Annotated in this window: 11 protein-coding genes; 10 read left to right on the top strand and 1 reads right to left on the bottom strand. The window is 65.8% G+C overall.

Annotated elements, in window-relative coordinates; all coding sequences use genetic code 11:
* The 8 genes from SMD10_RS21595 to SMD10_RS21560 are packed head-to-tail and all read left to right on the top strand — an operon-like array spanning position 1 to position 8,954.
* Positions 1 to 369, top strand: a complete 369-nt coding sequence (locus SMD10_RS21595) for a response regulator (protein ID WP_331687817.1) — start codon at positions 1 to 3, stop codon at positions 367 to 369.
* On the top strand, positions 366 to 2,387 hold the full coding sequence (locus SMD10_RS21590) for a chemotaxis protein CheA (RefSeq protein WP_331687816.1): 2,022 nt from the start codon (positions 366 to 368) through the stop codon (positions 2,385 to 2,387). Before SMD10_RS21595 ends, SMD10_RS21590 begins: the two co-directional genes overlap by 4 nt.
* A complete protein-coding gene (locus tag SMD10_RS21585) occupies positions 2,384 to 2,884 on the top strand; it encodes a chemotaxis protein CheW (RefSeq protein ID WP_331687815.1) in 501 nt (166 codons plus the stop codon). Before SMD10_RS21590 ends, SMD10_RS21585 begins: the two co-directional genes overlap by 4 nt.
* Complete coding sequence (locus tag SMD10_RS21580) at positions 2,881 to 4,584, top strand: methyl-accepting chemotaxis protein (RefSeq protein WP_331687814.1); 1,704 nt, start codon at positions 2,881 to 2,883, stop codon at positions 4,582 to 4,584. The genes SMD10_RS21585 and SMD10_RS21580 overlap by 4 nt, the downstream gene beginning before the upstream one ends.
* Positions 4,585 to 4,595: 11 nt before the next feature.
* A complete protein-coding gene (locus tag SMD10_RS21575) occupies positions 4,596 to 5,084 on the top strand; it encodes a chemotaxis protein CheW (protein WP_331687813.1) in 489 nt (162 codons plus the stop codon).
* Positions 5,085 to 5,124: 40 nt separating this feature from the next.
* On the top strand, positions 5,125 to 5,988 hold the full coding sequence (locus SMD10_RS21570; RefSeq protein WP_331687812.1) for a CheR family methyltransferase: 864 nt from the start codon (positions 5,125 to 5,127) through the stop codon (positions 5,986 to 5,988).
* 3 nt (positions 5,989 to 5,991) lie between these two features.
* On the top strand, positions 5,992 to 7,137 hold the full coding sequence (locus SMD10_RS21565; RefSeq protein WP_331687811.1) for a protein-glutamate methylesterase/protein-glutamine glutaminase: 1,146 nt from the start codon (positions 5,992 to 5,994) through the stop codon (positions 7,135 to 7,137).
* On the top strand, positions 7,134 to 8,954 hold the full coding sequence (locus SMD10_RS21560; protein ID WP_331687810.1) for a hypothetical protein: 1,821 nt from the start codon (positions 7,134 to 7,136) through the stop codon (positions 8,952 to 8,954). The genes SMD10_RS21565 and SMD10_RS21560 overlap by 4 nt, the downstream gene beginning before the upstream one ends.
* Positions 8,955 to 9,037: 83 nt before the next feature.
* On the opposite strand, the gene SMD10_RS21555 is transcribed toward SMD10_RS21560, so the two are convergent.
* Entirely contained in the window at positions 9,038 to 10,990 is a 1,953-nt protein-coding gene (locus SMD10_RS21555; protein WP_331687809.1) for an elongation factor G, read from the bottom strand.
* A 380-nt stretch (positions 10,991 to 11,370) separates the two neighbouring features.
* On the opposite strand from SMD10_RS21555, the gene SMD10_RS21550 reads away from it, so the two are divergent.
* A complete protein-coding gene (locus SMD10_RS21550) occupies positions 11,371 to 11,970 on the top strand; it encodes a hypothetical protein (protein WP_331687808.1) in 600 nt (199 codons plus the stop codon).
* Positions 11,971 to 12,103: 133 nt separating this feature from the next.
* Positions 12,104 to 13,433, top strand: a 1,330-nt coding sequence (locus SMD10_RS21545; protein WP_331687807.1) for a methyl-accepting chemotaxis protein, incomplete at its 3' end; no start/stop codon positions are given.

Genomic DNA, 13,433 nt, shown 5'->3' with positions numbered 1-13,433 from the left:
ATGAGCAAAACGATCCTCGTGGTGGATGATTCTGCCTCGGTTCGCCAGATGGTCAGTCTGACGCTGGTCCAGGCCGGCTATCGCACGATTGAAGCCTGCGACGGTGCCGACGCGCTCGCCAAGGCGACGAGTTCGCGCGTCGATGCCGTCATCACGGACCTGAACATGCCGAATATGGACGGGCTGACCTTCATCCGTAAATTCCGGACCACTCCGGCCAGCGCCGGCGTGCCGATCGTCTTTCTGTCCACGGAATCGGACGGCGGCATCAAGGCCGAGGCCAAGGCGGCCGGCGCGACCGGCTGGATGGTCAAGCCGTTCCGGCAGGAGCAGCTGCTCTCCGTCGTGCGCAAGGTGGCCGGCGCATGAGCGGGATCGATCCAGCGGAGACCTTCCGGCAGGAAGCCGCCGACCTGATGGAGTCGCTCGAACAGACGCTGCTCGATCTCGAGCAGCGTCCGGACGACGCCGATCTGGTGGCACGGGCATTTCGTGCCCTTCACACCCTCAAAGGCTCGGGCGCCATGTTCGGCTTCACCGCCGTCGCCGAGTTCCTGCACGAATTCGAGACGGCCTTCGATCGGGTACGCAAAGGCGAAGCGGCGGCCAACAAGGCGATGGTCGCCGCGGCACTGGAATCGTGTGACCATGTCGGCGATCTGATCAACGGCAGCGTCACCGACGAGGGCCGCGGCGAGCGTATTCTCGGCGAGTTGCGGGCCGCCGTTTCCGGCGGACTGGCACCGGCGACGAATGAACCCGCGCCCCACGAGCCCGCGGCGGCGGCGCCCGAGGCCGGCACCGGGTGGCGTATCCACTTCGCGCTGCCGGCCGACGCGCTGATGCTCGGCACCAACCCGCTCCTGCTCATTGCGGAATTGTCGGACCTGGCGCCGGCGCGCGTACGCGCCGCCATCGGCAACGTGCCGCCGCTCGAGGTGATCGAACCGTCCACCTCCTACATGAGCTGGGAGGTCGTGCTGGAGGAAGGCACCAGCCGCGAGGCGATCGAGGACGTCTTCCTGTTCATCCGCGACGACATGGAGCTGACGATCGAGCCGATCGGCAGTGAGATCCAGCCGGACGTCCCGGCCACCGACAGCGGTGAAACTGCGGCCCTCGCCGCTGCCGAGCCGGTCCAGCCGGCACCGGCCAAGCCGTCGGCCAAGGCCGACCGGCCGGCCGCGACCGAGCGGGCGAACAGCTCGCTCCGGGTTCCCGCCGAACGCCTCGACGAACTGATGGACCGCGTCGGCGAGCTGGTGATCGCCCAGGCCCGGCTCAACGAACTCGCCGCTCAGAGCCGCGAACCCAATCTGGGCGCCGTGGCCGAAGAGATCGCACGCCTGACGGCCAGCCTGCGCGACACCACGATGAGCACCCGGATGGTGCAGATCGGCTCGCTGTTCGGCCGCTTCCGCCGGCTCGTTCACGATCTGTCGCGCGATCTCGGCAAGCCTCTGGAATTCGTCACCGAGGGTGAGGAGACCGAGCTCGACAAGACGGTGATCGAACAGCTTGCCGATCCGCTGGTCCACCTGATCCGCAACTCGGTCGATCATGGCGTCGAGCCGGCCGACAAGCGGGCGGCATCCGGCAAGCCGGCCACCGGCACCATCCGGCTGTCGGCCAGCTATCGCGGCGCCGAGGTCGCGATCGCCGTTTCCGACGACGGCGCCGGCCTCGACGCCTCGCGCATCCGCGCCAAGGCGGAAGAGAACGGGCTGATCGCGTCGGGCGCGCAGATGGCCGATACCGACATCTACCCGCTGATCTTCCAGCCAGGCTTCTCCACCGCCAAGGAGATCACCTCGTTGTCGGGTCGCGGCGTCGGCATGGACGTGGTCAAACGGACCATCGATGGGCTGCGCGGCTCCATCGACATCGACACCAAGCTGGGCCAGGGCACGACGGTCACGCTGCGCCTGCCGCTGACGCTGGCGATCATCGACGGTCTCCTGGTGCGGGTCGGCGACAGCCGCTACACCATCCCGCTCGCGGCGGTCGAGGAATGCGTGGAGCTGCCGGACGGTGCCGGCGCAGACGCCAAGGGCCGCAATTTCCTGAACATCCGCGGAGCGCTCGTGCCGTTCCTCCGGCTGCGCGAGCTGTTCGGCGCCGAGACGGAGCCCGACCGCTTCCAGAAGGTGGTGATCGTCGCATCCGGTTCGACCCGCGTCGGCCTCGTGGTCGATCAGATCATCGGCAACAACCAGACGGTCATCAAGCAGCTCTCGCGGCTTCATTCGAACGTCAAGACGTTCTCCGGCGCCACCATCCTGGGCGACGGCACCGTCGCCCTGATCCTCGACGTCATGCACCTCGTCGGCTTCGGCCAATCGCTCGAGGAGCGCCGGCGACACGACAAAATGGGGAAAGCCGCATGAGCACGAGCGTCGCCGAAACGGGAATGAACGCCCTTACCTTCCGGCTTTCCGACGAGATCTTCGCAATCGAAGCCGAGAGCGTGCGGGAAATCCTCGATCCCGTTCCGATTACCCGCGTGCCGAACGCCGCGGCCTTCGTCGGCGGGCTGATCAACGTGCGCGGAACGGTGGTGCCGCTGGCCGACCTGCGGGTCGTCTTTGGCATGGACCGCCCGCCTCCCGACACCGATACGCGCATCATCGTCGTCGAATTCGACCTCGACGGCGAACCGATGGTCACCGGCATCCTCGCCGACCGGGTCCACGAGGTAACCGAGATCGAAGCGGCCTCGATGGAAACCGTGCCTTCGGTGGGCATGCGCTGGCCGCCCATATTCATCCGAAGCATCGGCAAGCGCGACGATGGCTTCGTCATCATTCCAGACATGGAACGCATCTTTCGCACCGAAAGCGGCCGGGACGCCGCGAACCTGACCGAAGAAAGGCACGAACAATGAGAGTGACTCTTAAGTTCAAATTGGCGGCGACCTTCGTGGTGATGATCGCCATGTCCGCAGCCGGCATGTTCGCCGCGCTGCACTACCTCGGCAAGCTGAACGAGACATTCGACACGGCTCTGAATGTCAACGTCCACCGCATCGAGGAGATGGACCACGTCAACGTCGCCATGACGACGATGGGACGGATCGAGAACAGCATGATTCTGGAGACCACGCCCGAGGGGATCCAGGAACAGATCGCCGACTACGACACGAAACGCGCCGAGATCAAGGAGTTCACCGACGAGGTCTATGCGATCTCCGGCGAGACCAGCGACGCTTTGCTCGACGATTACGTGAAGAAGCTCGAAGTCTATGTCTCCGAGCACATGGTTGTTCGTGATTTGGCGCTGAAGAACGAGGACGTGGCAGCCTATGACTATGCGATGGGCAAAGCGCTCGATGCCCGCAAGTCGGCACGTGAGTCCCTCGACACTTTCATCAAGACGAGCCTGGACCAACTGGAGCAGGATAAGGTGACGGCGGGCGAGCGATACCGGTTTGCCACCATGCTGGTGATCAGCCTGTTGATCGCCTCCGCGTTGATCGCCTCTGTCGCAGCATTCTGGATCATCTTGGCGATTGGCCGCGGCCTCAAGAATGCCCAGGCCCTGGCCAACGCCGTCGCCGGCGGCGACCTGCGCGCCACTGCCGCGGTGCGCAACAACGACGAGATCGGCGACCTCCTCACAGCGCTGAACACCATGGTGGAAAAGCTGCGTGGCGTCGTCAACGACGTGACCGGTGCAGCGCGCAGCGTCGCCAGCGGCTCCGAAGAGATGTCGGCGACCGCCGAGCAGCTCTCCCAGGGCGCCACCGAGCAGGCCTCGTCCACCGAGGAAGCCTCGGCCGCCATGGAAGAGATGGCCGCCAACATCAAGCAGAACGCCGACAACGCCATCCAGACCGAGCAGATCGCCAAGCGTTCGGCGGTCGACGCCAGCGCCAGCGGCGAGGTTGTGGGCAAGGCCGTCACCGCCATGCAGACGATCGCCGAAAAGATCAACGTCGTGCAGGAGATCGCTCGCCAGACCGACCTCCTGGCCCTGAACGCGGCGGTCGAGGCCGCCCGAGCCGGCGAACATGGCCGCGGCTTCGCGGTGGTGGCCTCGGAAGTGCGCAAGCTCGCCGAGCGTAGCCAGGCGGCGGCGACCGAGATCTCCGGCCTCTCCGGCGACACGCTGAAAGCCGCCCAGCAGGCCGGGGAAATGCTCGCCAAGCTGGTGCCGGACATCCAGAACACCTCGCGCCTGGTCGAGGAGATCACCGCTGCCAACCGCGAGCAGGCGACCGGCTCCCAGCAGGTCAACACCGCGATCCAGCAGCTCGACAAGGTGACCCAGCAGAACACCGCGGCCGCCGAGGAGATGTCCTCGACCGCTCAAGAGCTGGCCGACCAGGCCGAGCAACTGCAGACCGCCATCCGCTTCTTCAAGCTCGACGGCATGGCCGGCGGTACGATGGAACGCGCCAAGACCCGCGGCAAGGCGACCCGGATGAAGCCGTCGAGCCCGCGCAACACCGACGAGGCGGTGCGCGACCTCAAGTCGATGTCGGTGCGCATGCGCAGCCAGGGCGGCGCCGGCGGCTTCGACCTCGACCTGGGATCGGGCGACGACGAATTCGACGCCGAGTTCTCGCGCCACAACGCGGCCTGAGCCGGACGATCATGTCGCACTTGATCCAATACGTGACCTTCGGTGTGGCGGACGAGCTGTTCGCCGCACCGGTGGAGAGGATCCGGGAGATTTTGGACCTGCGTCCGATCTCCCACCTTCCTCGCACACCTGAGGCAGTCCTTGGCATCATCGACCTGAGAGGGGCAACGGTTCCGGTCCTCGATCTGCGCAAGACGCTCCGGATGCCGCCGGCCGCAGACAGCGACAACACCCGGATCGTCGTCCTGTCGATCCCGCGCAAGGGCGGCGAGACGCTGCTGGCGCTCAAGACCGACCGGGTGTTCGAAGTGACGCCCTTGGACGAGGGCAAGCTCGAACCGCCGCCGGAAGTCGGCCCGGGCTGGTCCGAGGAGGTCATTGCCGGGGTCGGGCGGCGCAACGGTGCCTTCGTCACCGTCCTCGATCTCGAGCGGCTGTTCGCCGAAGTCGACCTCACGGCGGTTGCCAAGGCCGCCGCCCAAACCTCCGAAGCCGCCTGACCACGGCGGCTTCGTCCCGACCCTCCCAACCGAGCGCCCCATGAACGCACATTCCCCCGCCGCGCCTGAGACCCATAAGCTCGATTCCGACGAATTTGGCCGGATCGCCGCGCTCGTCGGCGAAACCGTCGGGATCAAGCTGCCGCCGCAAAAGCGGCTGATGGTCGAGGGTCGCTTGCGCAAGCGCATGCGTGAAAACGGCAAGAGCGATCTGAAAAGCTACTGCCGGTTTCTGTTCGACGAAGGCGGTCTTGCCCAGGAGATGACGCACCTCATCGACGTCATCACCACCAACAAGACCGACTTCTTCCGCGAGCCGCATCACTACGAGCTGCTGGAGCAAGTGCTGGTGCCCGACATCCTGTCGCGCCGAGGCGCCGGAAAGCCGCTCCTGAAGGTCTGGAGCGGCGCCAGCTCCAGCGGTGCGGAGGCCTATACGGCGGCCATGGTGCTCGCCGAACTAGCGAAAAAGCGGGGCGACTTTCGCTTCGCCATTCTGGGGACCGACATCTCCACGGCGATGCTGAAGCAGGCCCAGCGCGCCATCTATCCGGCCGACATGATCCAGCCCGTTCCGGCGGCGATGCAGCAACGCTACCTGATGCGCGGCACCGGCGAGGGACGCCGGGCCGAGGTGCGCATGGTTCCCGAGCTTCGGCGCCTGGTCTCCTTCCGTCAGCTCAATCTGATGGACAAGGCCTATCCGTTCGACAAGGACGTCGACATCATCTTCCTGCGCAACGTCCTGATCTACTTCGAAAGACACGACCAGGAGGCGGTCGTCGCCAGGATGCTCAGCCACCTGCGACCGAAAGGCTACCTGCTCCTCGGCCATTCGGAATCGATGGCGGCGAACGGCGCCCCCGTCACTCAGATCGGCCCATCCGTTTTCCAGAAGGATTAAGCCATGCCCGCTTCGTCCCAGCACCGCGCGACCGGTCAAAAGATCAAGGTCCTCATCGTCGACGACTCCGCCTCGGTGCGCACCACCATGTCGAACATCCTGTCGGAAGACCCCGACATCGAGGTGATGGCGACGGCGAGCGATCCTTACGTGGCGGCGGAGAAGATCCGCAGAGAGGTGCCCGACGTCATTTTCCTCGACATCGAGATGCCGCGCATGGACGGCATCACCTTTCTGAGGAAGATCATGGCGCAGCGGCCGATTCCGATCGTCATCTGCTCGAGCCTCACCGCCGAGGGATCGGATGCGATGATGCAGGCGCTGGAAGCGGGGGCCGTCGACGTGGTCACCAAGCCGCGCGTCGACACCACCCAGTTTCTGAACGAATCCCGCATGCGGCTGTGCGACGTCGCCAAGGCCGCCGCCCACGCCCGGGTCTCCGGCATCAAAAAGGCGGTCCCCAAGTTCACCGTCGAGACCAAGCTGATGGCCGACGTGATGATCCCGCCGCTGTCGGCGGCGCGCCGGACGACATTGCGCGCCAGCCTTCCGACGACGGAGCCGGTCGTGTGCATCGGCGCCTCGACCGGCGGCACCGAAGCGCTCGCCGTGCTCCTGCGCTCGCTGCCGGCCACCAGCCCGGGCATCGTCATCGTCCAGCATATGCCGGAGAAGTTCACCGGCGCCTTCGCCAAACGCCTCAACAGCATGTGCGCGGTCGAGGTGCGCGAGGCCATGGACGGCGATCCGGTCATGCCGGGCCGCGTGCTGCTGGCGCCGGGCAACCGTCACATGATGCTGACGCGCAACGGCCGCAAATACCAGGTGAAGATCGCCGAAGGTCCGTATGTCTGCCGGCACCGACCTTCGGTCGACGTCCTGTTCCGCTCGGCCTCGCAGTCGGCCGGCGCCAACGCCCTCGGCGTGCTGATGACCGGCATGGGCGACGACGGCGCCCGCGGACTTCTGGAAATGCGCGAGATGGGCAGTTTCACGATCGCCCAGGACGAGGCGACCAGCGTCGTCTACGGAATGCCGAAGGAGGCCGTGGAGCGCGGCGCCGCCAGGCTGGTGCTGCCGCTGACCAAGATCGGCGCGGAAGTCCTGCGACAGACCACCAAGGGACCGCAGGATCGGCTGGCATCATGAGCGCGCTGGCAACGATCGAAGACCTGCCCCTGCCGGCCGATCCCGACGATCGTTCGGCGGCCGTGACCGAGGCCGCGGCGGTGCTGACGGATATCGCCGGCCGCATCGACACGACGTTCGTCGCCACCGGCGACCGGCTGATGCAGTGCGTGATGCTGCTGTCGCAGATCCTGACCGCGTTCCAGACGCTGGAGGAAACCTATACGAGCCCCGAGTTGGCGGCCGCCGCCGACGCCGTGCTGGCGATCGGCGAAGACGGTCGCCGGTTCCTGGAGGGCTTCATCGAGGAGCGAAACCTCGTCCAGGGCGTCCAGGACGTCATCATCCAGGCGCGCGGACCGATGCTCGAGCTTCGCCGCACCATCAATATGATGGGCGCGATCGCCATCAACGCGCGGATGGTGGCCGCCGCCATGCGCCACGGCAACGAGGATCTCGCGGTCTTCACCAGCGACGTCATGGATCTGTCGCGCAAGGCCGGGGCGACCATCGAACTGATGCAGGAGCGCTACGACCGGCTGCTGCCGGAACTCGACTGCGTGAACACCCGGGGTGCCCAGTTCGAGAAGCACTACAAGACCAGCATCGGCGGGCTCTCGGACCGCGTCGCCGGTCATATCGCCGCCCTCGACCGTCATCGTCTGCGCAATCTGGAACTCGGCGCCGACGTGCGAAAGATGGCGGCCGGCTTTTCGGGACGCGTTTCGGACGTGGTCGCCGCGCTGCAGATCGGCGATTCCACCCGCCAGCGGGTCGAGCATGTCGTCGCGGCCCTCGAAGCCGTCGCCTCTATCGAGCGGGGCGACGAGACGGCGGGCGACGATCCCTTGCCGACCGCGCCGGACGAGCGCGACTGGCTCGCCAGGCTGATCACCACCATCCAAGACGATCAATTGTCGGCCACACACCGGCACTTCGATGCCGAAGCGAACGGCGCGCGGACCACGCTGACCACGCTCGCCAACGATCTCGATCGGGCCTTCCGCGATGCGATGTCCAAGCTGCGCGGGTCCGGCCAGGGCGGCGGCGACCCGCTGAAAGGCATCGAGGCGGAAATGGCGCTGACGGTGCGCAACCTGCGCACCAGTGCGAGCGAATGCCAAGCGATCGACGAGGTGGTCGAAGCCGTCGAGGACACGGTTCGCGATCTATTGGAGAGCGCCCAGATCATGCGCTCGGTCGAGCACGAGATGCGGCTGGTGAGCCTCAACACGGCGATCGCCTGCTCCAAGCTCGGGATCGACGGCCGGGCGCTCAGCGTCATCTCCCTACAGCTTCGCGAACTGACGGGCGACATGGTGGCCCTGTCGGACCAGGTCTGCAACCCACTGACCAAGGCCGGCGAACTCGCCGGCGAACTCGTCGAGACCGGTTGCGACTGCGGCTCCGAACAGGTGGTCGGCCTGGAAAAGAGAGGACAGGAGTCCTTGGCTCTCCTCGCCGGCGTCGATGCCAAGATGGCCGAAACCTCGGCGCTTCTCGATGACGCCGGACCGCAGATCACCCGGCTGGCGCGCGATGCCGTGGGCGTGTTCGACGAACAGGACCGGATCGCCGACGATCTTGCGGCATCGAGCGACGACCTCGCGGCGCTGTCGAGCCAAGCGAACGCGAACAGTGCGCCGGCCCTGGCCGAGATGCCGGAGGCGGCCCGGCCCGTGCTCGATCGGCTGCGCCGACGCTGCACCATGGCCGAGGAGCGCACGATCCAGGATCGGTTCGCCGGTGCGCCAGCGACCGAAACCGTGAACCCGGAGGCGCCGGCGTCCATTCCGGCGGCCACCGACGCCGAGGACCTCGACGACGTCCTGTTCTGACGGCTGCGTCCGGTCGGGCCGATCCCGGCCGGCGCTTCCGCCCGGCCGAGGGTGGAGATAGGGAGGGTGTCCCGGGGAGCCGCTCAGGCGCCCTGCGCGTGGCCGGCGACGATCGCCTCCGCCTCCTTGCCGTACATCTCTTCGAAATGGTCGAAGGTCCTGGCGAAATAGCCGATGCCCTGAGTCACCGAGCGGATCTGATGGGCCAGTTCGTCCAGGCCGCCACCCGGCACCAGCGCCCGGAAGATGTCCCAGCCCTTGGCCCCTTCGTCCCGGTCGAAGCCCAGCACCTGCCCCTTGATCGACGAGATGATCGGGATGAGGTTGCCCGAGTGGACCGACGGCAGGTGAATGTCGACCCGGAAGATCGGCTGCATCAGCACCGGTGCAGCCTCGGCCAGCGCCTGCTTCATGCCCATCTTGCCGGCGGTGCGGAACGCAAAATCGTTGCTGTCGACCGCATGGTATTGGCCGTCCGTCAAGGTCACGCTGACGTCGATCACCGGGAAGCCCAGCGGCCCGGAGTCCATGGCGTCGCGCGTTCCGGCCTCGACCGCCGGGATATAGTTGCGCGGCACCGCCCCGCCCTTGACCACTTCGTTGAAGGTGAACCCTTCGCCGCGCGCGTTGGGCTGCACGGTCAGCCGCACATCGGCGAACTGTCCGGCGCCACCCGTCTGCTTCTTGTGGCGGTAGTGGATTTCGGCGGGCTTGCTGATCGTCTCGCGGTAGGCCGCGGTCGGTGTCCGGTCGGTGACCTCGACATGGAAGACCTCGCTCAACGTCTTGCTGATCTCGCGCAGATGCACCGGCCCCTGGACACAGACGAGCTTGGCGCCGGTCTCCTCCTCCCGCGTGACCTCCATGCCGTGGTCGGTCTCGGCGAGCTTGGCGAGCGCGCCGGAGAGCTTGGTCTCGTCGCGTTCGCTGGCCGGCACCAGAATCCGCGCGACCATCGGCGTCGGCGGCGTCGCCCAATCCGGCGCAGGCAGGGCGGCATCGGCGGTGAGCAGCGCCGGCGCCGGAACATGATCCGATTTGACCGCGGCGAAGACGAAGCCCACGGCCGGCCCGCCATTGGCGATCAGCCGGCCGGTGCCCGGATCCTGCACGGCACCGAGGCCGCTTCCGGCGAGTTGCACGCCCTGTTTGAGCCCGTCCTTCAAAGCCCGGATCAGTACGGTCTTGCCGACGGCCGGCCGGTGATTGGCGCTGACGCTGACGGCCGACAGCGTCGCCGCATCGATGCCGGCTTCTTCGGCCAGGCGCTGGCGCAGCCCCTCGGCCTTGGGGGCTTCGTGGCGCAACAGCTTCATCAGCCGCGTCATGCCGTTGCTGTGGCTCGCCGAGCCGAACAGAACCGGAATGACCCGGTTTTCCTTCAGTACGCGGGTGGAGAGCGAATAGAGCGCATCGCAAGCCGGCTGTCGGTCCTCGATCAGTTCCTCCAGCAGCCAGTCGTCATATTCGGACAGATGCTCCAGCAGTTCGGTGCGGGCCTCGTGCTCGCGATCGATCATCTCGCCGGGAATCTCGATCAGTGCCGAAGGCTGATTGTCGCGGTAGCGCCAGGCGCGTTCCGAGATGAGATCGCAGCTGCCGACGATCGTGTCGCCCTCCCGAATCGGGATCTGTCGCAGGATCAGGGGGTGGTTCGAATAGTCCTGGAGGGCGGCGACGACGTCGCGCAGGCGGCCGCGCGGCTCGTCCATCCGATTGACGAAGAGAATGCAGGGCGTGCCGGACGCTTCGATCGCCTTGAGATAGGGCGCGGCGAGCACGGCCTCCTCGGGCACGGGCGACACGCACAGGATGCAGGCGTCGCTCGCCACCAGCGCGTCCTGTGCCAGCGCCACGAACTCGATCGCACCCGGCGTGTCCAGCGCGCACCACGGTTCGTCCAGAAATTCGAACTCGGTCAGTGCCAGCGCGTCCTGCGAGCTCGATCCCTTGGCCTGGCCCTCGATCGAGGCCAGCTTCGCCACCAAGGTGGACTTGCCGGTCTGCGAGGGCCCAATCACGGAAAAGCAGCGCATCAATCAGTCTCCCCCTGTCACGCTCTATTTCTCCCGGTCCCAGGATGCCCCGAATAGGCGTCGGACGCCAGCGTCCGGTCGCGGTCGATTGACGCAACTTCCGCCGCCGCCAGCGGAATCCTGCCATGGGCGGCGATATCGCGACGCCTGGCGGTTCGCCGGCCGAAAGCGGCTGTGATCGATCGCGCTCCCCATTTTCCGCAATAATAAGCGAAATAAAATATTCGCATTCAAAAGTATTATTATTGCAATATCAAGAGAATGAAAAACGTATATTTATTTTTATACGAGACCATCTCGTTAGCGCCGGCAAGCCTCCGGCCGGTGAGACAAGTCTCCTCAAGCTCTCCTTGCGGAGATAATAGTACAAGGAAAGCTCGATGTTCAATTTCCATGTCACGCGCGCGGCTTGTGTCGTGCTGGGCGTTGGTGTGGCTTTTGCGGGTTCGGCCAGTGCCGCCGATCTGCATGTGGCGCCGGTGCTGGCCGTGGTCGACGGGCAGTTGAAGACGGCCCTGAGCCAACCTCGCCTGATCGACAGCATCAAGGCACAGAACGAGCAGACGGCCGGTCTCTCCCAGGACGAGATCGATGCGCTCGATAAGACATGGCGCGAGGAGATCGAAGCCGGTGGCGGACCGCTGATCGACGAGAAGCTCGGATCGAACGCCTCGAGCCTCCTGCAGAAGATCAGGGACGAGCAGCAGGGGTTGCTGACCGAGGTCTTCATCATGGACGCCCGTGGACTGAACGTCGCCCAGAGCGACCCGACCTCCGACTATTGGCAAGGTGACGAGGCCAAGTGGCAAAAGACCTTCGGCCAGGGCGGCAACGCCGTGTTCGTCGACGAGATCGAGCATGACGACTCGACCCAGATGCTGCAGTCCCAGGCGAGCTTCACCATCGTCGATCCCGAGACCGGTCTGGCGATCGGAGCCGCGACGGTGGGGATCAATCTCGACATGCTGGATCCGTTGTGAGCGCTCCCGCCGCTGGCACGCGACCGTAAGCGCGGGCGGATGCCGGGATCAGAAGATCGCCAACACGTTCAAAACCATCGACAGGGCCTCGAACTTTCCCCTGCCTTCATGCCTCTTGTAACAGGTTCGTCTCATGTCTCAAGTCAACATTGCGCGCATGCGCTCCATCGGCTGGAAAATCGCGGTCGCCACGGCCGTTCCCATCCTCATCGGCATGGCCGTGCTGATCGTCTATGAGGCGCTGCAGCTCGAGGCGACCCTGTTCCGGCAGACCGAAGCGGCCAAGAAGACCGTCGTCACCCTGATGGCCGAGCAGATGGCCGGCGGCGTCAAATGGGAAAAGGCCGAGGTCGTCGAGAAGGCCTACCAGAAACTGGTCGAACAGCCGGGAAATCAGTTGTCCGACGTCCTGGTGCTCAAACGGGACGGAGGGCGCCTGACAGGCGGCGCCTTTGACGGGCTGAAAAGCTATCCGGGCCTGGAAAGCCTCGCTGGCGAACTGCTGTCCGATCCCGACAAGACGATCGCCCTGCAATGGGACAAACCCCACCTCGTGGTCGTCACGCGGATCGGAAGCCCGACCAAGCGCTTCGGCGTTCTGGCCACGGCGTGGGATCTCACCGAACTTCATCTCTTCGCCACCACCAAGATGCTACACGGGTCGCTGTTCGGCCTGGGGACGGCCGTCTTCGTCGTTGCCGTCGTGATGTTCTTCCTGAAGCGCGGCGTGACCGGACCGTTGCAGGCCATCACGGGCGTCGTTACGACCTTGGCCCAAGGCGACAAGACCGTCACTGTGCCCTATCGCGATCGCCACGACGAAATCGGCGCGATCGCCAACGCGGTGGAAACGTTCAAGCAGGCAGCGATCGAGCATGACCGGGTGGAAGCGGAGGCCCGGGCGGCACAAGAGCGCGAGGCAGCCGAAAAGGCCCGCCTGGCCGCCGCCGAGCATGACAAGGCCGAGCGTCTGGAAGCCTTCGTTGCCGACATCAAGGGCGGCCTGTCGAGGCTTGCGGAGGGCGATCTGACCGTGCGCCTCGAACGACCGGTGGCCGCGGAGTTCGAGCCGATCCGGGACCAGTTCAACGGCTCGGTGGAGAAGCTGGAAACGACCTTCGGCACGGTGATCGGCTCGATCGGCTCGATCCGCTCCGGTCTCGACGAGATCAACACCGCCACCAACGACCTCGCCCATCGGACGGAGCAGCAGGCCGCCGGCCTGGAGGAGACCTCGGCGGCGCTGACCGAGGTGACGCGGGCGGTGAACGACACCGCCGAAAGCGCCGGCCGTGCCCAGAACTCCGCCGAGACCGCACAGAAGAACGCCGAAAAAGGCGGCGCCATCGTCGGCCAGGCGGTCGAGGCGATGGCCGAGATCGAAAAGAGCTCGGAAGAGATTTCGAAGATCATCGGTGTGATCGACGAGATCGCCTTCCAGACGAACCTCTTGGCGCTGAACG

It is taken from the genome of Consotaella aegiceratis (assembly GCF_036541425.1).
Classification (GTDB): domain Bacteria; phylum Pseudomonadota; class Alphaproteobacteria; order Rhizobiales; family Rhizobiaceae; genus Consotaella; species Consotaella aegiceratis.
This window is presented reverse-complemented; position numbering and strand designations above follow the sequence as displayed.